The 21,114-nt window shown below is 69.7% G+C and carries 18 protein-coding genes; all 18 read right to left on the bottom strand.

The window, feature by feature from the left end; all coding sequences use genetic code 11:
- Positions 1–47: 47 nt before the first annotated feature.
- Positions 48–995 (bottom strand): UDP-3-O-acyl-N-acetylglucosamine deacetylase, encoded by a 948-nt coding sequence (gene lpxC / locus ACFPMG_RS09675; RefSeq protein ID WP_376994933.1) that lies wholly within the window; start codon positions 993–995, stop codon positions 48–50.
- Positions 996–1,355: 360 nt separating this feature from the next.
- Positions 1,356–3,098, bottom strand: a complete 1,743-nt coding sequence (gene ftsZ / locus ACFPMG_RS09670) for a cell division protein FtsZ (RefSeq protein WP_376994932.1) — start codon at positions 3,096–3,098, stop codon at positions 1,356–1,358.
- A gap of 126 nt (positions 3,099–3,224) precedes the next feature.
- A complete protein-coding gene (ftsA, locus tag ACFPMG_RS09665; RefSeq protein ID WP_376994931.1) occupies positions 3,225–4,487 on the bottom strand; it encodes a cell division protein FtsA in 1,263 nt (420 codons plus the stop codon).
- 68 nt (positions 4,488–4,555) lie between these two features.
- Positions 4,556–5,518, bottom strand: coding sequence for a cell division protein FtsQ/DivIB (locus ACFPMG_RS09660; protein ID WP_376994929.1), 963 nt, complete (start codon positions 5,516–5,518; stop codon positions 4,556–4,558).
- Positions 5,503–6,453: a D-alanine--D-alanine ligase gene (locus tag ACFPMG_RS09655; protein ID WP_376994928.1), complete on the bottom strand. Its 951-nt coding sequence runs from the start codon at positions 6,451–6,453 to the stop codon at positions 5,503–5,505. The genes ACFPMG_RS09660 and ACFPMG_RS09655 overlap by 16 nt, the downstream gene beginning before the upstream one ends.
- Positions 6,450–7,376, bottom strand: a complete 927-nt coding sequence (murB, locus tag ACFPMG_RS09650) for a UDP-N-acetylmuramate dehydrogenase (RefSeq protein ID WP_376994927.1) — start codon at positions 7,374–7,376, stop codon at positions 6,450–6,452. Before murB ends, ACFPMG_RS09655 begins: the two co-directional genes overlap by 4 nt.
- A 13-nt stretch (positions 7,377–7,389) precedes the next feature.
- Positions 7,390–8,805, bottom strand: coding sequence for a UDP-N-acetylmuramate--L-alanine ligase (gene murC / locus ACFPMG_RS09645; protein WP_014241223.1), 1,416 nt, complete (start codon positions 8,803–8,805; stop codon positions 7,390–7,392).
- 7 nt (positions 8,806–8,812) lie between these two features.
- Complete coding sequence (locus tag ACFPMG_RS09640; protein WP_376994925.1) at positions 8,813–9,079, bottom strand: hypothetical protein; 267 nt, start codon at positions 9,077–9,079, stop codon at positions 8,813–8,815.
- Positions 9,076–10,212 (bottom strand): undecaprenyldiphospho-muramoylpentapeptide beta-N-acetylglucosaminyltransferase, encoded by a 1,137-nt coding sequence (gene murG / locus ACFPMG_RS09635; protein WP_376994924.1) that lies wholly within the window; start codon positions 10,210–10,212, stop codon positions 9,076–9,078. Before murG ends, ACFPMG_RS09640 begins: the two co-directional genes overlap by 4 nt.
- Before the next feature lie 5 nt (positions 10,213–10,217).
- A complete protein-coding gene (ftsW, locus tag ACFPMG_RS09630) occupies positions 10,218–11,339 on the bottom strand; it encodes a putative lipid II flippase FtsW (protein ID WP_173400344.1) in 1,122 nt (373 codons plus the stop codon).
- On the bottom strand, positions 11,339–12,742 hold the full coding sequence (gene murD / locus ACFPMG_RS09625) for a UDP-N-acetylmuramoyl-L-alanine--D-glutamate ligase (RefSeq protein ID WP_376994923.1): 1,404 nt from the start codon (positions 12,740–12,742) through the stop codon (positions 11,339–11,341). The genes ftsW and murD overlap by 1 nt, the downstream gene beginning before the upstream one ends.
- A gap of 13 nt (positions 12,743–12,755) precedes the next feature.
- A complete protein-coding gene (mraY, locus tag ACFPMG_RS09620) occupies positions 12,756–13,841 on the bottom strand; it encodes a phospho-N-acetylmuramoyl-pentapeptide-transferase (protein WP_035675379.1) in 1,086 nt (361 codons plus the stop codon).
- A 10-nt stretch (positions 13,842–13,851) separates the two neighbouring features.
- On the bottom strand, positions 13,852–15,336 hold the full coding sequence (locus ACFPMG_RS09615) for a UDP-N-acetylmuramoylalanyl-D-glutamyl-2,6-diaminopimelate--D-alanyl-D-alanine ligase (RefSeq protein WP_376994922.1): 1,485 nt from the start codon (positions 15,334–15,336) through the stop codon (positions 13,852–13,854).
- A complete protein-coding gene (locus tag ACFPMG_RS09610; protein ID WP_376995000.1) occupies positions 15,333–16,784 on the bottom strand; it encodes a UDP-N-acetylmuramoyl-L-alanyl-D-glutamate--2,6-diaminopimelate ligase in 1,452 nt (483 codons plus the stop codon). The genes ACFPMG_RS09615 and ACFPMG_RS09610 overlap by 4 nt, the downstream gene beginning before the upstream one ends.
- Complete coding sequence (locus ACFPMG_RS09605; RefSeq protein WP_376994921.1) at positions 16,765–18,570, bottom strand: peptidoglycan D,D-transpeptidase FtsI family protein; 1,806 nt, start codon at positions 18,568–18,570, stop codon at positions 16,765–16,767. Before ACFPMG_RS09605 ends, ACFPMG_RS09610 begins: the two co-directional genes overlap by 20 nt.
- Entirely contained in the window at positions 18,567–19,319 is a 753-nt protein-coding gene (gene ftsL / locus ACFPMG_RS09600; protein ID WP_376994920.1) for a cell division protein FtsL, read from the bottom strand. Before ftsL ends, ACFPMG_RS09605 begins: the two co-directional genes overlap by 4 nt.
- A complete protein-coding gene (gene rsmH / locus ACFPMG_RS09595) occupies positions 19,316–20,314 on the bottom strand; it encodes a 16S rRNA (cytosine(1402)-N(4))-methyltransferase RsmH (protein WP_376994919.1) in 999 nt (332 codons plus the stop codon). The genes ftsL and rsmH overlap by 4 nt, the downstream gene beginning before the upstream one ends.
- A complete protein-coding gene (locus tag ACFPMG_RS09590; RefSeq protein WP_109469245.1) occupies positions 20,311–20,811 on the bottom strand; it encodes a division/cell wall cluster transcriptional repressor MraZ in 501 nt (166 codons plus the stop codon). Before ACFPMG_RS09590 ends, rsmH begins: the two co-directional genes overlap by 4 nt.
- Positions 20,812–21,114: the final 303 nt, after the last annotated feature.

Genomic DNA, 21,114 nt, shown 5'->3' with positions numbered 1-21,114 from the left:
CCTCCCCGGAAGGGGAGGGCAGGGGCAAAACCCACTGTCGCGGCGCGTCAGGCGACGACGGCGAGCCGCTCGGTCGCGTGCCAAGCGGCACCAGACAGTGCCGTGCTCGGCGGGGTTTCGTAGCACCAAGCGCTGGTGTCGGCGAACAGCGCGCGCAGGAGCTGGTTGTTCAGGGCGTGGCCGGACCGGACGCCGTGGAAGTGACCGACGAACATCGCGCCGGCCAGATAGAGGTCGCCGACCGCGTCCAGGATCTTGTGACGGACGAACTCGTCGTCGAAGCGCAGGCCGCCCTCGTTCATCACCTCGTCGCCGGAGATGACCACCGCGTTGTCCAGCGAGCCGCCGCGGGCGAGGCCCATCTTGCGCAGCCCCTCGACCTCGTGCAGGAAGCCGAAGGTGCGGGCGGCGCTGATCTCGTCGCGGAAGGTCTCGGCGTCCAGTTCGACCTCGTGGCTCTGCTGGGCGATGGCCTTGCTGGCGAAGTCGATCTCGAAGCTGAAGCCCGTGGTGTGGTCCGGCGTGAAGGTGGCGCTCTTGTTGCCCTCGGTCACGGTGACCGGCTTCAGGATGCGGATGGCCCGGCGCGGCGCGTTCTGCGACACGGTGCCGACGCGCTCGATCGCCTCCACGAAGGGGGCGGCGCTGCCGTCCATGATCGGCACCTCGATGTTGTCGAGCGCGACCACGGCGTTGTCCACGCCGCAGCCGGCCAGCGCCGACATCAGATGCTCGATGGTGCCGATGGTGGTGCCGTGGGCGTTGCCGATGACCGTGCACAGCTTGGTGTCGACCACATGGTCCCAGCGCGCCGGGATCACCGCGGCGGGGCCGCTGAGATCGGTGCGCCGGAAGACGATGCCCGTGTTCGGCTCGGCGGGGGAAATCGTCAGGGTGACCGTCGCGCCCGTATGCAGCCCGACGCCCGAGCAACGCACCGGCTTCGCCAGGGTACGCTGCAGCATGCCTTCGGTCTTGATGCGATTCTGAGCCACGGTGTCTGTCCCGTTTTAATCTTCGTCTTTGTGCGGCCGGTCCGCGACTTGCCGCCGGTCTCCGTCGGGAGTGGGGCGGGTCAGCGCTTATGACCGCATATGCTAGGTATCATTGGCCCCTGTGGACGACAAATCACTCTTTGTTACCGTTTGTTGCAGGGCGGTAGAGCACCGTCGCCGGACGCGAAACGGGCACCCCCCGGACACGAAAAGACCGCCCCCGGAGCGTTCTTGCGAAGCTCTGGAGGCGGTTGAAGTCTAAAAGGTTGTGGATGCCCGCCGATGCCGCTTCGAAAGAGGCGGCGGCGACCGGCGGGTTGCTGTTGCCCTCAGATCAATTGGGCCAGCCTCTGTGACGCGTCAGTTGGCCTGACGGCGCAGGAAGGCGGGGATGTCCAGCGCTTCCTCGTCGATCTTCTGGGTGGTGCCGTCGCCCATCGCCTGCGGGCGCGGGGCCTGGGCCATCGGCGGCTGCGGGGCGGCCATCGGCGGCTGCGGCATCACCGGCTGCTGGTGCTGCGGCTGATGATGCTGGTGGGGCTGAGGGGCCGGCTGCGGCGCCGGTTCGGCCTTGCGGCCGGCCAGACCGGTGACCAGACCGAACAGGAAGTTCGGCTTCCGGGCTGGAGCCTCCGCCTGGGGGGCGAGCTGGTTCGACATCGGGGCGTTCATCGGCTGGCGCGGGCCGGGATCGGCGGCCTTCGGGGCGATGAAGTGGCCGTCGCGGCGCTCGCTGTGCAGCGGGCCGGTGGCGACGTTGCGGGCCGGAGCGGATTCCATCGGCTGCATGGCGTCGTGGCTCATCGGCATGTGCGGGTGGGGCGCATGCTGCGGGGCATGTTGGGCCATCGGCTCGATGGAGTGCTGGGCCGGCTGCTGGACCGGAACGTGCTGCTGGACCTCGGACGGATGGACCGGCGGCTGAACCTGGGGCTGCGCGACCCCGCCCATCGGGCGCGGGGCCAGACCGGCGCCGGGGATCGCCGGGGCGACCGCGCCGGACGAGGCGAGCGGCGCCGGGGCGGCCTGGGTCAGGCCGGCCGCTCCGGTCGGCTTCTTGGCGCCGCCATTGCCGCCGTTGCGGTCGGAGACCAGCGACAGGTTGACCGGGTGCAGGGTGCGCGGGTTGGACATGGCCGCGGCGTCGATGCCGGTGGCGACCACGGACACGCGCATCACGCCGTCCAGCGAGCTGTCGAAGGTCGAACCGAAGATGATGTTGGCGTCCGGATCGACCTCGTCGCGGACGCGGTTCGCCGCCTCGTCGACCTCGAACAGGGTCATGTCGTAGCCGCCGGTGATGTTGATGAGGACGCCGCGGGCACCCTTCATCGACACGTCGTCGAGCAGCGGGTTGGAGATGGCGGCCTCGGCGGCCTCGATGGCGCGGCGCTCGCCGCCGGCCTCGCCGGTGCCCATCATCGCCTTGCCCATCTCGGTCATGACCGAGCGGATGTCGGCGAAGTCCAGGTTGATGAGGCCGGGCATCACCATCAGGTCGGTCACGCCGCGCACGCCGGAATGCAGAACGTCGTCGGCCATCTTGAAGGCGTCCGCGAAGGTCGTCTTCTCGTTGGCGATGCGGAACAGGTTCTGGTTCGGGATGATGATCAGCGTGTCGACATACTGCTGCAGCTCGGCGATGCCCGATTCGGCCAGCCGCATGCGGTGCGCACCCTCGAAATGGAAGGGCTTGGTCACCACGCCGACGGTCAGCAGGCCGCGCTCGCGGGCCGCGCGGGCGATGACCGGGGCCGCACCCGTGCCGGTGCCGCCGCCCATGCCGGCGGTGATGAACACCATGTTGGCGCCTTCGAGGTGACCGATGATCTCCTCGAGCTGCTCCTCGGCGGAGGCCCGGCCGACGTCCGGCTTGGAGCCGGCGCCCAGGCCGCGGGTCATGGTGGTGCCGAGCTGGACGCGCTTCTCGCAGAGCGAGCCCTTCAGGGCCTGCGCGTCGGTGTTGCCGACCACGAAGTCCACGCCTTCGAGGTTGGACTTGATCATGTTGTTGACGGCGTTGCCGCCGGCGCCGCCGACACCGAAGACGGTGATGCGGGGCTTCAGCTCGGGTTCGATGCTGGGGATGGTCACGTTGATCATGTTATGGCCTCCACAACCTTTTGATTGGTTCGATGCTTTGCGTCGCGGGTTCTTGCCCGGTTGGGTCCGGGGTGGATTTGTATGGCAGGAATGGCAGGGCGTGCCGGGAGCCTTTTTGGGTCCGGTTCAAAGGTTCTCCCGCAGCCACAGGCCGACGCGCCCGAAGAACCCCGTGCCGGCGCCAGCCTCATGGCCCGCCACGGGAAGTTCCGCCGGATTGCGCACGGCGTGGAGAAGAAGGCCCGCGGCGGTCGCGTAGGACGGACCGCCTTGCGCCTCGTTCAGACCGGTGATCCGCGTCGGTCGCCCGATGCGGACCTGTTTGTCGAGGATCAGCTGCGCCAGCTCGCGCATGCCCGGCAGCTGGCTGGCGCCGCCCGTCAGGACGACGCGCCGGCCGACCAGCTTCGCGTAGCCGGAATGCTCCAGCCGCGAGCGGACATGCTCGAAGATCTCCTCCAGCCGCGGCTGGATGATGCGCACCAGATAGGATTTCGGCAGGTTGTTGGCGCCGAGGCGCTCCTCCTCGCCGACCTGGGGGACGTCGATCATCTCGCGCTCGTCGGCGGGGCTGGTGATGGCGCTGCCGTGCAGCGTCTTCATGCGCTCCGCATGGACGACCGGCGTGGTCAGCCCGCGCGCGATGTCGTTGGTGACGTGGTTGCCGCCCAGCCGGATGCAGTCCGACCAGACCAGCGTGCCTTCGGAGAAGACGGAGATCGTCGTGGTGCCGCCGCCCATGTCGATGCAGGCGGAGCCCATCTCCATCTCGTCGTCGACCAGACAGGCGAGGCCGGACGCGTAGGGGCTGGCGACCAGACCCTCGATGTCGAGATGGCAGCGGGCCACGCAGGTCTGCAGGTTGCGCACGGCCCCGGCGGGCGAGGTGATGACGTGGGCCTGGACGCCCAGCCGCTCGCCGTACATGCCTTTGGGGTCGCGGATGCCGCGGCTGCCGTCGAGCGCGAAGCCCACGGGGATCGCGTGGACCAGCGCCTGGTCGGGGCCGACCTGCAGGCTGCGGGCATGGGCCAGCGCGCGGCGGACGTCGCTCTCCGTCACCTCCTGGCCGGAGACGGCGACCTCGGCGTTGAAGCCGTGGGAGATCGGGGAGGACACGTTGACGATCACGTCGCGGATCGTCTCGTTGGCCATCTGCTCGGCGGCGTGGACGGCGGCGCCGATGGACGTCTCCGCCGCCTCCATGTCGATGATGGCGCCGGCGCGCACGCCCGTGGCGATCTGGTGGCCGATCCCCAGGATGCGCACGGCCCCCGCATCCTCGACGCGGGCGATGAGGCAGCACACCTTGGTCGAGCCGACGTCCAGCGCGGCGATGATCCCGCCGCGGGTGGCTCGTTTTGGCTTTTTCGCCCCGTTGAAGCCCATGTTCAGCACAACCCTATGGCCTCGATGCGTCCGGTCGTTCGTGATTCAGGAAGAGGGGTGGCGGAGGATCACGTCTTCTTGCCCGGCTTCTTCTTGTTGTCCTCCTCCGTCCAGGGCAGGACGGCGGTGGCGGAGGTCTGCAGCACGGCACGGTCGTTCTGGCGCAGGTCGATGGCCACGATGTCGCGGTCCAGGACCTGACCCGCCGCGTCCAGCTCCGCCAACTGGCGCAGCGCGGCCTGCATGCGGGCTTCCGGAAGCTTCACCACGACACCGTTCTTCAGCTTGAGATCCCAGCGGCGGTCGCCGACCCAGGAGGCGGCGCTCACCTTTTCGCGCAGCGCCGGCACGTTGTCGAGGGCCGCGAGCAGTTTCGGCACCTGCATCGGCGCGTTGGCGCCGACGACCTGCGGCAGCGTCTCGATCCGGCGGTTGCCGCGCCGCGCCAGCTCGGTGGCGTCGGCCAGCGGGCGGCCTTCGCGGTCGATGACGGTGAACTTGCGGTCGTGCTGCCAGATCGCCATCGGCTCCCGTTCCGTCAGGCGGACGAACAGGATGTCGGGCAGGTGCCGCTCAATGGAGGCCGAGGCGACCCAGGGCAGGCTCTCCAGCTTCTCCTTGGCATCGGACAGCGTGACGGCGAGGATCGGGTCGCCGCGCTGCACGCCGAGCACGCGCAGGATGGAGGCCGGGTCGGTCTCGGTCCGGCCCTCGACCAGCACGTCGGCGATGGCGAAGCCGGCGGACGCGCTGGTCTGGATCAGGCTTTCGTGAAGCGCCGCGGTGGTCTCGGCGAAGGTGCCGCGCTGCCACGCCGACGCGGCCATGCCGGCGACGACCAGGACCGGCGTCAGCAGGATGGCCGCCTTGACCGCGGGGCGGGTCCAGCGCGGCCAGGCGCGGCGCCGGTTGCCTTTCTGGGCCGACTTCGCCATGGCGCGCGGCGGCCCAGGCATGTCGTCGCGGCCTCGGTTCGCAGAGCCCCCGAAACCGGTGCGGAACTGCGGATCGATGCTCAGTCGAGTTGACATGCGGCGTTCTCCACCATCCAAGCGACGAGAGCCCCGTAGGTGAGCCCCACGGATGCGGCCTGTTCGGGAACCAGCGACAGCGGCGTCATGCCCGGCTGGTTGTTGATTTCCAGGAAAAAGAGTCCGTCGGTCCCACTTTTACGATCATCCCAGCGGAAGTCGCTGCGCGAAACGCCGCGGCATCCCAGGGTCCGGTGGGCCAGGACCGCCAACCTCTTGGCTTCTTCCGCGACGTTCTCGGGAATCTGCGCGGGCACAGTATGAACGGCATGACCGGCGCTGTATTTAGCCGTGTAGTCATACACCTGTGCTTCGAAGCGGATCTCCGTCACGGTCAGGGGGCGGCACTCGCCGTCCAGCCCGCCCATGACGCCCACGGTCAGCTCGCGGCCCGGGATGAACTCCTCGACCAGGGCGCGCTCGCCGAAGGTCCAGGCGTCGCCAACCGGGCTGTTCTGCCCCTCGCGCACCAGCGTGACCCCGACGGTCGAGCCCTCGTCCACCGGCTTGACGATGTAGGGGGCGGGCATCGGGTGGGCGCCGCCGGTCAGCTCGCCCTTGGTAAGGACGAGGCCCTTGGGCGAGCGCACGCCGACCGGGGCGAGCAGCGCCTTGGTCATCGCCTTGTCCATGGCGACCGCGGCGGCGCGCACGCCGGAATGGGTGTAGGGAATGCCGAGGAATTCCAGCACGCCCTGGATGGTCCCGTCCTCGCCGCCGCGCCCGTGCAGGGCGTTGAAGACCGCGTCGGGGCGCGGGTCGGTCAGGGCGCGCAGCAGCCCCTCCAGGTCGCGCTGCACGTCCACCGCGGTGACGCGGTAGCCTTCCTCCTCCAGCGCCTTGGCGACGCCGGCGCCGCTGACCAGCGACACCTCGCGCTCCGCCGACCAGCCGCCCATCAGGACGGCGACATGCTTCTTGTGGGGGGTGGTCATGCGGACGCTCCTTCGCGGGCCACGCCGACCCGCTTGATTTCCCACTCCAGCGTGACGCCGGAGGTCTCGAACACCCGGCGCCGGACCTCTTCGCCCAGCGCCTCCAGCTCCGCCGCGGTGGCGGTGCCCTGGTTGATGAGGAAGTTGCAGTGCTTCTCCGACACCTGCGCGCCGCCGATGGTCAGCCCGCGGCAGCCGGCCTGGTCGATCAGCTCCCACGCCTTGTGGCCGGGCGGGTTCTTGAAGGTCGAGCCGCCGGTGCGCGAGCGGACCGGCTGGGTGTCGGCGCGCTTGCCGGAAATCTCCGCCATGCGCTGGGCGATCTCCGCCGGGTCGCCGGCCGCGCCGCGCAGGGTGGCGCCGGTGAAGATCACGTCCTCCGGCACCCCGGCGTGGCGGTAGGTGAAGCCCATGCCGACGTTGTCGTAGGACACGCGCCCGCCCCGGCGGGTTACGCCCTGGGCGGAGACCAGCACGTCCTTGATCTCGTGGCCGTAGGCGCCGCCGTTCATGCGCAGCGCGCCGCCGATGGTGCCGGGGATGCCCGACAGGAACTCCAGCCCGGCGACGCCGGCGTCGCGCGCCACGGCGGCGACGTTCAGGTCGAGCGCCGCGGCGCCGGCCTCCAGCGTCAGCCCGTCCGCCGCGATGCCGGCGAAGCCGCGGCCCAGCCGGATCACCACGCCGGGGATGCCGCCGTCGCGGATCAGCAGGTTGGAGGCGACGCCCAGCACCGTCACCGGCACGTCGTCCGGCAGCCCGGCCAGGAAGCCCGCCAGATCCTCGGCGTCCTCCGGCCGGAACATGACCTCCGCCGGACCGCCGACGCGGAACCACGTCACGTTGGCCAGCGGCGCCGCGGCGGTCAGCCGTCCGCGGCAGGCGGGCATCCGGTCGATGAGGGAGGCGGTTGTGGCTGTCATCGGAGAAAACCCGTCACGCCTTGCCCGACAGCTTGTCCAGCTCGCCCGGCAGGGCGTTGGCCCACTGGGTGATGTTGCCGGCGCCCAGGCAGACCACGAGGTCGCCGGACCGCGCGATCTCGCGGACCAGCTGCGGCAGCTCGTCCGGGCCGTGCAGGGCGAGCACCTGACGGTGGCCGTGCATGCGCAGGCCCTCGACGAGGCTGTCGCGGTTGACGTTCTCGATCGGCTGCTCCCCGGCGGCGTAGACGTCGGCCACGATCACCGCGTCGGCGTCGTTGAAGCAGGTGCAGAACTCCTCGAACAGGTTGGCGAGGCGCGAATAGCGGTGCGGCTGGACGACGGCGATGGTGCGGCCGGTGCCGGCGGTGCGCGCGGCCTTCAGGACGGCGGCGATCTCCACCGGGTGGTGGCCGTAATCGTCGATGACGGTGATGCCGTTCGACTCGCCGGTCTTGGTGAAGCGGCGCTTGACGCCCTGGAACTTCGCCATGCTGTCGCGCATCACCACGTCGGGCAGGCCCATCTCGTTGCCCACGGCGAAGCAGGCCAGCGAGTTCTGGACGTTGTGCGGCCCGTACATCGGCAGGCGCACGCCGATGATGGTCCGGCTCTCCCCGGTGTGGCGGTCGTCGATCACCACGTCGTACTCCGCACCCTCGGTGCCCAGCCGCATGTTCACGGCGCGCACGTCGGCCTGCGGGCTGAAGCCGTAGGTGATGATGCGGCGGTCCGACACGCGCGGGATCATCGCCTGCACCTCGGGATGGTCGATGCAGAGCGCGGCGAAGCCGTAGAAGGGGATGTTCTGGACGAAGCTGTCGAAGGCGGCCCGCATGTTGTCGAAGGTGCCGTAATAGTCCAGATGCTCCGGGTCCATGTTGGTGACCACGGCGATGCAGGCCGGCAGCTTGATGAAGGTGCCGTCGCTCTCGTCCGCCTCGACGACCATCCAGTCGCCGGAGCCGAGCCGCGTGTTGGTGCCGTAGGCGTTGATGATGCCGCCGTTGATGACCGTGGGGTCGAGGTTGGCGTGTTCCAGCATGTTGCCGACCATCGAGGTCGTCGTGGTCTTGCCGTGGGTGCCGCCGATGGCGATGGCCCATTTCAGGCGCATCAGTTCGCCCAGCATCTCGGCGCGGCGGACGACCGGGACCAGGGCGGCGCGGGCGGCGACGACCTCCGGGTTGTCGCGCTTGACGGCGGAGGAGACGACGACGACCGCGGCCCCGGCGATGTTCTCCGCGCGGTGGCCGATGCTGATCTGGATGCCCAGCCCGCGCAGGCGCTTGACGTTGGCGCTCTCCGCCAGGTCGGAGCCCTGGACGGTGTAGCCGAGGTTGCGCAGCACTTCGGCGATGCCGCTCATGCCGATGCCGCCGATGCCGACGAAATGGATGGTGCCGATCGAGAGGGGGAGGGCGCGCATGTCTGGATTACTTTCCGCGGCGGAGCATCAGGCTGAGGGTGGCGTCCACGGCCATGTCGGACAGGCCGTAGGGAAGGGGCTGGGAACCGATCGTGACGTGCAGCCGGTCGCGCAGGAAGCCGGCGCCGGCGCGGGGCAGCAGCGGGCATTCGGGCCGGTTGCTCCAGGCGCCTTCGGTCCGCGTCATGTCCGCCGGCCAGTCGCCCAGGGGCCGGGACGAGGGGGGCCGGGACGAGCGGGGGCGTGCGATGGCGCTGCGCGTTGCCTTGTTCATTCCGCGGCTTCCTTGGTTCGGGCGTGGTTGGGGTTGGCGATCATGTCGAGCACGGCGTCCGCCAGCCGGCGCGCGGCGTCGGCCATGCCCCAGCCGTGGGCGGCCAGCGCCGCGGCGGTCAGGGCGTCCGGCGACTCCAGCAGTTCCGTCAGGCGGGCGGCAAGCGCGTCGGCGGTGAAGTCCGGCTGCGGCATCACCCAGGCGGCTCCGGCGGCGGCGAGCTGCCGCGCGTTGGCCGTCTGGTGGTCGTCCATGGCATGGGGATATGGCACAAGAATGGCCGGGCGCCCGATGCAGGTCAGTTCGGCGATGGTCGAGGCGCCGGCCCGCGTGATGGCGAGGTGGCAGGCGGCCAGCCGGTCCGGCACGTCGCGGAAGAAGCTCTCCAGTTCCAGCCCGCCGAGGCCCATGGCGGCGTAAGCGGCGCGGGCGGCCTCCAGGTCCTCGGGCCGGCACTGCTGCGCCAGATGGATGCGGGCGCGCAGCTCGGCGGGCAGGCGGCCCAACGCCTCGGGGATGACTTCGGAGAAGACGCGCGCGCCCTGGCTGCCGCCCATCACCAGGATGCGGACGGGGCCGCCGGGGGCGGGAACGGCGTAGGCGGCGTCGCGCTGGGCGGCGATCGCCGGGCGGACCGGGTTGCCGGTGCGGACAAGGCGCGCCCGATGCTCCGCCTTCACCGCGGCGACCTCGGGGAAGGCGACGGCGATGCGGCGGGCGGCGGCGGCGAGCATCCGGTTGGCGCGGCCGAGCACGGCGTTCTGCTCGTGCAGCATCACCGGCACGCGCGCTTGCGCGGCGGCGTAGACCGTGGGGACGGAAGGGTAGCCGCCGAAGCCGACGACCGCCGCCGGCTTCAGGTGGCGCATCAGCGCGTTGGCGCCGAGCAGGCCGAGGCCCATCTGCCACGCCGCGTTCATCTTGGCCAGCAGGTTGCCGCCGGGGGCGGCGGAGCGGATGCGGTGGACCGTCACCTCCGGCAGGCTGTCGCCGAAGGCCTGGCCGCGCTTGTCGGTGACCAGCGCCACCGCCTCGCCGCGGGCCAGCAGTTCGCGCGCCAGCGCTTCCGCCGGGAAGAAGTGCCCGCCGGTGCCTCCGGCAGCGAGGACAATAGGACGTTGGGTGTTGGCCATGCGCGTCACTCCGCCGGGCCGAAGCGTTTGCGGGTCAGCGCCAGCACCATCCCCATGCCGAAGCCCAGCGCCAGCAGCGAGGAGCCGCCGTAGGAGATGAAGGGCAGCGTCATGCCCTTGGTCGGCATCAGATGCAGGGCGGAGCCCATGTTGATCGCCGCCTGCAGGCCGAACTGGATCAGCAGGCCGCTCGCCGCCAGCAGCACGAAGTAGTTGGTGTCGTTAAACACCCGCGCGAAGCCGCGCAGCACGATGAAGGCGAACAGGATGATGATGATCAGGCAGAAGATCAGCCCCATCTCCTCGCCGGCGACGGCGAAGATGAAGTCGGCGTGGCTGTCCGGCAGCGAATACTTCACCGTTCCCTGGCCGGGGCCGGTGCCCATCAGCCCGCCGTTGGCGAAGGCCTCCAGCGAGCGGCTGACCTGATAGGTGTCGCCGCTGGACGGGTCGAGGAAGCGGTTGATGCGGCTGTGGACGTGCGGCAGCGTGAAGTAGGCGCCGACGAGGCCGGCGACGCCCAGCACGCCGAGGCCGCCGACCAGCATGATGTTCAGCCCGGCCAGGAAGAACTGCGAGAACCACACCGCCGAGACCACCACCGTCATGCCCAGGTCGGGCTGGAGCAGCAGGCCGCCGACGGTGAGGCCGTAGAGCAGGATCGACAGGATCGTGCCGGGGAAGCCGGGGTTGGTGCGCGACAGCGAGAACAGCCACGCCCCGACCACCGCGAAGGCCGGCTTCACGAATTCCGACGGCTGGATCGACAGGCCGGGGATGTGAATCCAGCGCCGCGCGCCCTTGATCTCGACGCCGACGACCAGCGTCGCGTAGACCAGCGCCACCGAAATCAGGAAGACCGCCAGCGCCGCCCGCCGCACGCCGCGCGGGCTGAGCAGCGAGACGCCGCACATGATGGCGACGCTGGGGATCAGCATCATCAGGTGGCGTTCGACGAAGTAGAAGGTGTCCTGGATGCCGATGCGCTCCGCCACCGGAGGGCTGGCTGCGGTGATCAGGACCGTGCCGAGCGCCATCAGCACCGCCAGCGCGGCGAGCTGCCAGCGGTCGACCGTCCACCACCAGCGGCCGAAGATGGATTGGTCGGTGCGGTCGAAGGTCATCATCAGGCGCGGTCCCCCGGAACAGCGTTGCCTTCGAGGCGGTTCACGGCGTCGGCGAAGGCCTCGCCGCGCTTCTCGAAATTCGCGAACTGGTCCCAGGAGGCGCAGGCCGGCGACAGCAGCACGCAGGCGCCGGGCAGCGCCTCGGTCAGCGCCAGCTCCGCCGCGGCGTTGACCGCCACGTCCAGCGTGCCGCAGCGGGTGTGCGGAACCGTGTTGGCCTCCAGCCACGCGGCGAAGCGGTCCGACGCCTCGCCGATCAGGAAGGCGTGGCGGACGCGCGGCGTGTAGGCCTCCAGCCCATCCAGCCCGGTCTCCTTCGCCTGCCCGCCGAGGATCCAGTAGATCGGGTCGAAGGTCGCCAGCGCCTTTTCCGTCGCGTCGGCGTTGGTCGCCTTGCTGTCGTTGACGAAGCGCACGCCGTCGATGGTCCGCACCAGCTGCTGGCGATGGGCGAGGCCGGGGAAGGTGGTCATGGCGGCGACGATGGCTGGGGTCGGCACGCCCGCCGCCTTACAGGCCGCGAAGGCCGCGGCGGCGTTCTGCCAGTTGTGGGTGCCGAGCAACGCCGGGAAGGCGGCCAGCTCGGCCACGCGCTCCGCGGCGCCGAAGGTGTCGTCGATCAGCCAGCCGTCCGCGGCGTAGACGCCGCCGGCCACCGGACCCAGGGCGGAGACCGGCCAGATCACCTGGTCGCCCTTGGCCTTCAACTCCTCCCAGATCGCCCGGCAGATTGGGTCGTCCACGCCGATCACCGCGGTGCGCGGCTTGGTCTGGCGGTGGAAAATCAGTTTCTTGGCGGCGACGTAGCCGTCCATGCCGCCGTGCCGGGCCAGATGGTCCGGCGTGATGTTGAGCAGCACCGCCACGTCGAAGGTGATCGAGTAGGTCAGCTCAAGCTGGTAGCTCGACATCTCCAGCACGTAGCTGCCGCCGGCCCCGACGGAGGGGAAGGTCAGGGCCGGGGTGCCCAGGTTGCCGCCCACCGCGATGCGCCGCCCGGCGGCCTCCATCACATGGCCGATCAGGGTCGTCGTTGTGGACTTCCCGTTGGTGCCGGTGATGCCGATGTAGGCCGAATCGCGCTCCGACCGGGCCAGCAGCTCGATGTCGCAGACCAGCTCGATGTTCGCGGCGCGGGCGCGCAGGGCCACCGGATGCGGCTTCGGGTGGGTGTGCGGGATGCCCGGCGACCAGACGATGGTGGTCAGCTCGGTCAGGTCCGCCGTGGTCAGGTCGACGACCTTGTAGCCCTTGGCCAGCGCCGCGGCGCGGCTGGACTCGTTGTCATCCCACACCCACACGTCGGCGCCGCTCTGGACAAGCGCTTCCGCCGTGGCGAGGCCCGACTTGCCCAGCCCCATGACCGCCACCGGCAGTCCTTCCATGTAGAACAGGTTGATCATCGGGCGGCGACCCTCAGCGGAGCTTCAGCGTGGACAGGCCGACCAGGGCCAGGATGGAGGCGATGATCCAGAAGCGGATGACCACGGTGGACTCCGCCCATCCCTTCTTCTCGAAGTGATGGTGCAGGGGCGCCATGCGGAACACCCGCTTGCCGGTCAGCTTGAACGAGGCGACCTGGACGATCACCGACACGGTCTCCAGAACGAACAGGCCGCCGATGATCGCCAGCACGATCTCGTGCTTGGTGACCACGCTGACGGCTCCCAGCGCGCCGCCGAGGGCCAGCGAGCCGGTGTCGCCCATGAAGACCATGGCGGGGGGCGCGTTGTACCAGAGGAAACCGATCCCCGCACCGACCAGAGCCCCGCAGAAAACGGCAAGCTCACCAGCACCGGGCACATGGTGGATCTGGAGATAGTTGGCGAAGATCGCGTTGCCGGTCAGGTAGGCGATCAGGCCGAAGCAGCCCGCCGCGATCATCGTCGGCACGATGGCCAGCCCATCCAGCCCGTCCGTCAGGTTCACCGCGTTCGAGGCGCCGACCATGACGAAGGCGCCCACCGGGATGAAGAACCAGGAGAGCTGGATCAGGAAATCCTTCACGAAGGGCACGGCCAGACCGCCGGACAGCGGCGGCGCCGACACATACATGATGGCGGCGGCGGCGGAGACGCCGATGATGATCTCCCAGGTCAGGCGGAAGCGGCCCGACAGGCCCTTGGTGTTGCGCTTGGTCAGCTTCAGGTAATCGTCGCCGAAGCCGATCAGCCCGTAGCCGATCGTCACCAGCAGCACGATCCAGGTGTAGGCGTTGGTCAGGTCGACCCACAGCAGCGTGCTGATCGACACGGCGATCAGGATCATCAGGCCGCCCATGGTGGGCGTGCCCTTCTTCTTCGCATGGCTTTCCGGCCCGTCGGAGCGGATCGGCTGTCCCTCGCCCTGCTTGCGCTTCAGCCACGCGATCAGGCGCGGAAAGAACACGAAGCTGATGACGAGCGCCGTCAGCACCGCGCCTCCCGTCCGGAAGGTCAGATACCGGAACAGGTTGAACGGCGTGAAGACGTCCGCCAGAGGGAAGAGCAGGTTGTAGAGCATCGTGAAGCGGTCAGCCTTTGTGCCCGTGCGCCGCGGTCTGATCCGTGTCAGCCGCGGGCGAGGAGCCGTTGTTGTTCTTTTCGGTTTGTTTGTCGAGAGCGGACAGGGCGTCCACCACCGTCGCCATGCGGCTGCCCAGCGAACCCTTGATCAGCACCACGTCGCCGCCGCGCACCGCGCCGGCCAGGATGGGGGCCAGCTCGGCGCTGGTCTCCGTCCAGGCGCCGCGCAGGGCGGCGGGCAGACGGTCGAACAGGGCGCGCATGTGCGGGCCGCAGGCGTAGACCGCGTCCACATGCGCGGCGCGCAGCGGTTCGGCCAGCGCGGCGTGCAGGGCGTCGGCACGGTCGCCCAGCTCCCGCATGTCGCCCAGCACGGCGAGGCGCCGGCCGCCCGCGCCGGGGTCGATCTTGCCGAGCACCGCGAAGGTCGCGGTCATGGCGGCGGGGCTGGCGTTGTAGCTCTCGTCGATCAGGGTGAAGGCGCCCCGCGCGGCCTGGACGCGCTTGCGCGTGCCGCGGCCCTTGACCGGCGCGATGGTGGACAGGGCGCGGGCCGCCGCGGCGACGTCGGCGCCCAGCGCCTTCACCGCCAGCAGCACCGCGAGGCTGTTCATCACCCAATGCCGGCCGGGCAGGGCCAGACAGTATTGGATGCGCTCGCCGCGGATGACCGCGGTCACGGCGCTGCAGGTGGCGTGCAGCGAGCAGTCCACCAGCCGCGCGTCGGCGTCGGCGTGGGAGCCGAAGCTCCAGATGCGGCTCAGCCCCTGGGTCCGCGCGGCGGCGAGCAGACGGGCGAAATGCGGGTTGTCGCGGTTGAGGACGGCGACCCCGTTGGGGTTCATGCCCTCGAAGATCTCGGCCTTGGCGTCGGCGATCGCCTCGACGGAGTCGAAGAACTCCAGATGCGCCGCCTCGACCGTGGTGATGACCGCGACGTCGGGCATGACCTGCCGCGACAGCGGGCCGAGTTCGCCGGCGTGGTTCATGCCAAGCTCGAACACGCCGAACTCGCTGTCCTCCGGCATGCGGGCCAGCGACAGGGGGACGCCCCAATGGTTGTTCAGGCTGCCTTCGGTGGCGAAGGTTCGCCCTTGCGCCGACAGGACGTGGCGCAGCGCCTCCTTGGTGCTGGTCTTGCCGACCGAGCCGGTGACGCCCACCACCCTGGCCTGGGTGCGCAGCCGCGCGACGTGGCCGAGATCGCCCAGCGCCGCCAGCGTGTCCTGCTCCACCGCCAGGAGGGAGGCGTCGCCCGGCACGCCCGGCGGCACGGTGCTGACCAGCGCCGCGGCGGCGCCGGCCTCCAGCGCCTTGGCGACGAAGTCGTGGCCGTCGAAGTTCGGCCCCTTGATGGCGACGAACAGGTCGCCCGGCGCCACCTTGCGGCTGTCGATACTGACCCCGGTCGCCGCCCAGGAGCGCGTCGCCTGACCGCTGGTGGCGGCGGCGGCGTCCTCGGCGGTCCACAGGACGGTCTTGGCCTCGCTCATGCTGCTCCAACCTCTGCCACGGCGGCTCGTGCCTCGGTCGCGTCGTCGAAGGGAAGGACCTCCGTCCCGACGATCTGACCATGCTCATGTCCCTTGCCGGCGATGACCAGGACGTCACCGGGCTGAAGGCTGCGGACGGCGGCGCGGATGGCCTCGCGCCGGTCGCCGATCTCCTCCAGGGCCGGGTGGCCCGCCAGGACCTCCTTGCGGATGGCCGCCGGCACCTCGGTGCGCGGGTTGTCGTCGGTGACGATGGCGCGGTCGGCCAGACGGCCGGCCAGCTCCCCCATCACCGGCCGCTTCCCGCGGTCGCGGTCGCCGCCGCACCCGAACACCGCGATCAGGCGGTTCCGGGCGTGCTGCTTCAGCGCCAGCAGCACCGTTTCCAGCGCGTCGGGCGTGTGGGCGAAATCGACATAGACCGCCGCCCCGCAGGGGTGGGTGGCGACGTGCTGCAGGCGCCCCGGCACGCCTTCCAGGCGGGTCAGGGTGGCCAGAGCCTCGTCACGGTCCGCGCCGGAGCCGATCACCAGGCCGAGCGCGCACAGCACGTTCCACGCCTGGAAGCGGCCCGCCAGCGGCAGGTCCACGGTGATGTCGCGGCCCAGGACCGTCAGGTCCAGGCGCTGGCCATGGGCCAGCGGCTCGACCCCGTTCACCCGGATCTCGCGACCGGCCAGACCGTATCCGAAGACGCGGTGACCGCGCTGTGAACAAATCCCGGCAAGCTCGGCAAAAGTGCCGCTGTCGGCGTTCAGGACGGCGGTTCCCCCATCGGGCAGCACCCGTCCGAACAGCATCGCCTTGGCCTGGAGATAGGCCTCCATGGTGCCGTGATAGTCCAGATGGTCGCGGGTCAGGTTGGTGAAGCCCGCGGCCTTGAGGACCACCCCGTCGAGACGGAACTGCTCCAGCCCGTGGCTGGACGCCTCCATCGCCAGATGCTCGATCCCCTTGTCCTTGACGGTGGCGAGGTCGCGGTGGAGCGACACCGGGTCCGGGGTGGTCATCCCGCCGTAATCGTCGAGCCCCGGCCCGATCAGCCCGAGCGTGCCCAGGCTGGCCGCCTTCAGGCCCATCAGGTCCCACATCTGGCGGGCGAACTGCACGGTGGAGGTCTTGCCGTTGGTCCCCGTCACGGCGACCACGGTGTCCGGCTGCCGCCCGTGGAAGGCGGCGGCGAGGCGCGCGAAGAGGCGGCGCGGCTGCTCGTCGGCGACCAGAGTGGCGGCGCTGCCGGCGGGCAGGGCGGTCCCGACGGGCGCCACCACCGCGACGGCACCCTTGGCGAGCGCGTCGGCGATGAAGGCGCGCCCGTCCGCCTTCGCGCCCGGCAGGGCGGCAAAGACGAAACCGGGCCTGACCGCGCGGCTGTCCGCGGTCAGCCCGGTCACTTCGACGGCGGGGGCCTCGGTGGCGGACGCCGTGTCAGTGCGGCTTGTTGCCAGCAGGTGGGACAGAAGCAACGGTGCTGCCTTTCGGTTGCGCGGGCGGAGGCGGCGGTGCGGGCGGGGTGGTCTGACCGGCGGTGTTGATGTAGGTGGCGTTGATGACGTCGGGGGACGTCTCGTCCACCGGCTGGACGCCGAGCAGCGGGCCGATCTGCTTCACGATCCGGCCGACCGCGGGAGCGGCGACCCAGCCGCCGGTGGCGAAGCCGTAGGTCTTCTTGGTGCCCTTCGGCTCGTCCACCAGGACATAAACGATGTAGCGCGGGTCGTGCATCGGGAAGGCGCCGAGGAACGACGACATGCGGGAGTTCCGGACGTAGCTCCGGCCCTTCTGCTTCTCCGCCGTGCCGGTCTTCCCGCCGACGACGTAGCCCTTGGCGTTGGCCGACTTCGCTGTGCCGTCGGTGACCACGAAGCGGAACAGGCGGCGCATCATCGCCGAGGTCTTCGGGCTGATGACCTGCTCGCCCGGCACCTCGGCCGCGGGGTCGCGCTTCAGCAGGGTCGGCGGGTGCAGCACGCCGCCGTTGATGATCGAGGCGGCGGCGTTGACCGTGTGCATCGGGCTGACCGACATGCCGTGGCCGAAGGAGATGGTCATGGTGTTGACCTCCCGCCACGGATTCGGCACCAGCGGCCAGCCGTTCTCCGGCAGCTCCAGCGTGGTCGGGCGGGTCATGCCCAGCTTGGTCATGAAGGACTTCTGGTGCTGCACGCCCAGCGACATGGCCATGCGCACCGAACCCAGGTTCGACGATTCCTGGAACACTTCGGCCACCGTCAGGTTGTGGCGGAAGGGGTGGTATTCGCGGATCGTGAAGCGGCCGACCTGGATGTTGTTGATCGTGTCGAAGGTGTCGGAGACGCGGATCTTGCCCGAATCCAGCGACATCGCCGTGTTGAAGATCTTGAAGGTGGAGCCCATCTCGTACACGCCGAGCGTCGCGCGGTTGAACAGCGTGTCCGGGTCAAGTCCCGTGGGGTTGTGCGGGTCGAAATCGGGCAGAGAAACCATCGACATGACTTCGCCGTTGCGGACATCGTAAATGATGCCGGTGGCGCCGATGGCGCTGAATTCTTCGATCGTCGTCTGCAATTCCTTCTTCATGATGTGCTGAAGGCGCAGGTCGATCGAAAGCTGCAACGGCTTCGGGTCGGTGGTCAGCCGCTTGTTGAATTGCTGCTCCAACCCGGCGAGGCCGTTGTTGTCCACGCCGGTGAAGCCGACCAGATGCGAGGTCAGGTTGGAGGCCGGATAGAAGCGGCGCTCCTCCCGTTCGAAGTAGACGCCGGGCAGACCCAGCCGGAACACCGCCGCCTGCTGCTTGGGCGTCAGGTTGCGCTTGATCCAGACGAACCGCTTGTCGCCGCTGATCTTGGTCAGCAGGTCTTTGTAGTCCAGCTCCGGCAGGGCGGTGGTCAGCTTGCGCGCCACCTCGTCCGGGCGGCTGATCAGCTTCGGGTCGGCGTAGAGCGACTGCGTGGCGAGCGAGGTCGCCAGCAGGTTGCCGTTGCGGTCCACGATGTCGGCGCGGTTGACCGGCGGGGCGTCGACCTCCGCGGCCATGCGCGGGCGCGGTTCCGCCGCTTGGTTGAACAGCGTCGCGTCCACCAGCTTCACGCCGATGGCGGTAAAGACCACGGCGACCATGGCCGCGGTCACCATCAACCGGTTCCGGCTCTGCTCCAGCGCGACCGACAGCGACGTCCGCGGCTTGGAAGCCGGGGGCGGGACGCTGTAGGCGCCGTGCGCGGGATCGATGCCGGGCGGCGGAACGCTCATCGGTTGGCTCCGAGGCGGGCGACGAGAAGACCGATGCTGTCATGCTGGGCCGGAGCGGCCGGCGGCGGGGCGGCCTGGAAGCCGGCCTGCTGCGGCTGCGGACGGGCCGCGGGCGGCGGCGCCAGCGTCCGGGAGGTGACCGGCGGCTTGGTGGCGACTTCCGTCGGCTTGGTCGTCACCACGGGCGCCGGGGCCGCCTTGGCTGCCGAAGGAAGCGGCGGGACCTTGGCCGAGGCGGGCACGATGGCCGAGGGCTTGATCGGGGCCGGCTTGATCGGCGAGGCCGAGGCCGGAATGATCACGCCACCCTGGGGGCCACCCTGAACGCCACCCTGAACGCTGCCTTGTACGATGGCGCCGCCGCCCACGACGCTGTCCCCGGTGGAGGCCGTCGCCACGTTCGGCGCCTTGCCCGGCGTCTGGTTGCGAACCATCGGCGGCAGCGGGGCCTCTTCGGGCGCGACGGTCGGGGAGGGGCGCATCGGGACGATGGTCATCGCCACGAACTGGCGCGCCTCGGTCGGCTGCAGCGCCAGATGCTCGCGCGACAGATTCTCAAGACGGGTCGGGTCGTTGAGGAAGCTCCACTCGGCCTTGAGGACCTGGATGGCCTCCTGCTCCACCATGATCTTGCGGTTGAGCGAGCCCAGCTTTTCCTCCAGCTCCTGAACCTCGTAGCTGGTCTCGAACAGGACGAAGCCGGCGGCGGCGATCAGGCCACCCCAGAAAAGTGCGGATTTGTATTTCATGCCGCCTCCTTGCCGGGCGCCGGATAGGCCGGCGCCGCCGTGCGTTCAGCCGCGCGCAGCCGGGCAGAGCGCGCGCGTGGGTTGCTGTGGGCTTCCTGGTCCGTCGGCACGATGGGCTTGCGCGACAGGAGCCGGAAGGATGGGGAACGCGCGTCCGCCGCAAGGCTCGGCGCGTGTCGGGACGGGGAGGGCGGGGGCGAGGAGCGTTCCTTCAGGAACGTCTTCACTTCCCGGTCCTCCAGCGAATGGAAGGAGACGACGGCGAGGCGGCCGCCGGGCTTCAGCAGCGATTCGGCGGCGGCGAGGCCGCGGCGCAGTTCGTCCAGCTCGTCGTTCACATGGATGCGCAGCGCCTGGAAGGTGCGGGTCGCCGGGTCGATGGCGTCGCCCTTCCCCTTCGGCACCACCGACCGCACCACGTCGGCCAGCTGCTTGGTGCGCGCGAACGGGGTGTCCAGACGCGCGGCGATGATGGCGCGGGCCACGCGGCGGGCCATGCGCTCCTCGCCGTAATGGAAGATGATGTCGGCCAGCTCGTCCTGGGTGGCGGTGTTCACCACGTCGGCGGCGGTTGGCCCATCGCGTCCCATCCGCATGTCGAGCGGGCCGTCGAATCGGAAGGAGAAGCCGCGCTCCGGCTCGTCGATCTGCGGGGAGGAGACGCCGATGTCCAGCGCCACGCCGTCCACCGATTCGACGCCGTGCTCGGCGAGCAGCCGGTCCATGTCGCCGAATCGGCCTTCGATGATCTCCAGCCGCCCCGGGTAGGCGAGGGCGAGCTGGCGGCCGCGCGCGATGGCTTCGGGATCGCGGTCGATTCCCCAGACCCGGCAGCCGGCGTGGTCGAGAATCGCGCGGGAATAGCCGCCGGCGCCGAAGGTGCCGTCCACATAGACGCCGCCGTCGCGCGGGGAAAGCGCGTCCACGACCTCGTTCAGCAGGACGGAGATGTGCGGGGAGGCCGGAGCGGAAGAGATGGAGGCGGGGGTGATCATGCGCCCTCCCCTCCCCGGCCGGCGGCGGCGGCGCGGGACGCCTTGGCGACGATCTGGCTCAGCGAAATGTCCTTGCGCACGACCTGGTCGCGCAGCGTCTGTTCATGGGCCTTCAGGGCGCCGGGCTCCCAGATCTGGAAGGTTTTGCGGCGGCCGATGAAGGCGGCTTCCTCGTCGATTCCGGCGAATTCGGCGAGTTCCTTGGGCAGGACGATCCGGCCTTCGGTGTCCAGCGAGACGGGGATCAGCTTGCCGAAGATGAAGGTCTCGATCATGTCGCGCTCGTCCGAATCCAGATCGGGGGATTCCAGGCTCTCGGAGAGCACGTCGAGATAATCCTGATCGGCGCCTTCCAGCGCCTGATGATTCAGCGACGGCCAGAGATAGACGGTGCCGGGAGCCGACGTCTTGGCAAGCGACTGCCGGAACTGCGCCGGGATGGAGCAGCGGCCTTTCCTGTCAACTTTGTTGACGTATGTGGACAGGAAAATGGCCATCGGCCTGACGAACGCCCCCCTTATCCCGTTGCCGGTCCTCGCCGCCGCGAAGCCCTATCCGCTCTTGCCGCTGAACGCGCCCGGTTTGGCTACCTTGGTTGGGTAGTTCCCCCTCCGAACTGGGTTTTCATGGGATAGCATGGGACAGTTTGGGCGTCAACGCCCCCTCCAGTATTCATATGGTGCTGTCAAGACTTTTGGGGCGATGTGTTGCCAGCGTGCAAATAGGTGAACCGAATCGGCGAGAATCGGCAATATACCAGCGCGCTAATGAGCGATTACGCGGCGTTGCCCCACAGAGTT

The sequence above is a fragment of the Azospirillum himalayense genome (genome assembly GCF_042657465.1).
Classification (GTDB): Bacteria; Pseudomonadota; Alphaproteobacteria; order Azospirillales; family Azospirillaceae; genus Azospirillum; species Azospirillum himalayense.
This window is presented reverse-complemented; position numbering and strand designations above follow the sequence as displayed.

What these genes read in the sequence shown, in the direction of transcription:
- ACFPMG_RS09640 (WP_376994925.1), bottom strand. Translation starts at nt 9,079, where the DNA reads ATGAACAAGGCAACGCGCAGCGCCATCGCACGCCCCCGCTCGTCCCGG.
- ftsL (WP_376994920.1), bottom strand. Translation starts at nt 19,319, where the DNA reads ATGAAATACAAATCCGCACTTTTCTGGGGTGGCCTGATCGCCGCCGCC.
- ACFPMG_RS09615 (WP_376994922.1), bottom strand. Translation starts at nt 15,336, where the DNA reads ATGAGCGAGGCCAAGACCGTCCTGTGGACCGCCGAGGACGCCGCCGCC.
- murG (WP_376994924.1), bottom strand. Translation starts at nt 10,212, where the DNA reads ATGGCCAACACCCAACGTCCTATTGTCCTCGCTGCCGGAGGCACCGGC.
- ACFPMG_RS09590 (WP_109469245.1), bottom strand. Translation starts at nt 20,811, where the DNA reads ATGGCCATTTTCCTGTCCACATACGTCAACAAAGTTGACAGGAAAGGC.
- ACFPMG_RS09660 (WP_376994929.1), bottom strand. Translation starts at nt 5,518, where the DNA reads ATGTCAACTCGACTGAGCATCGATCCGCAGTTCCGCACCGGTTTCGGG.
- ftsA (WP_376994931.1), bottom strand. Translation starts at nt 4,487, where the DNA reads ATGGGCTTCAACGGGGCGAAAAAGCCAAAACGAGCCACCCGCGGCGGG.
- murD (WP_376994923.1), bottom strand. Translation starts at nt 12,742, where the DNA reads ATGATCAACCTGTTCTACATGGAAGGACTGCCGGTGGCGGTCATGGGG.
- murB (WP_376994927.1), bottom strand. Translation starts at nt 7,376, where the DNA reads ATGACAGCCACAACCGCCTCCCTCATCGACCGGATGCCCGCCTGCCGC.
- ftsW (WP_173400344.1), bottom strand. Translation starts at nt 11,339, where the DNA reads ATGATGACCTTCGACCGCACCGACCAATCCATCTTCGGCCGCTGGTGG.
- ftsZ (WP_376994932.1), bottom strand. Translation starts at nt 3,098, where the DNA reads ATGATCAACGTGACCATCCCCAGCATCGAACCCGAGCTGAAGCCCCGC.
- ACFPMG_RS09605 (WP_376994921.1), bottom strand. Translation starts at nt 18,570, where the DNA reads ATGAGCGTTCCGCCGCCCGGCATCGATCCCGCGCACGGCGCCTACAGC.
- mraY (WP_035675379.1), bottom strand. Translation starts at nt 13,841, where the DNA reads ATGCTCTACAACCTGCTCTTCCCTCTGGCGGACGTCTTCACGCCGTTC.
- murC (WP_014241223.1), bottom strand. Translation starts at nt 8,805, where the DNA reads ATGCGCGCCCTCCCCCTCTCGATCGGCACCATCCATTTCGTCGGCATC.
- rsmH (WP_376994919.1), bottom strand. Translation starts at nt 20,314, where the DNA reads ATGATCACCCCCGCCTCCATCTCTTCCGCTCCGGCCTCCCCGCACATC.
- ACFPMG_RS09655 (WP_376994928.1), bottom strand. Translation starts at nt 6,453, where the DNA reads ATGACCACCCCCCACAAGAAGCATGTCGCCGTCCTGATGGGCGGCTGG.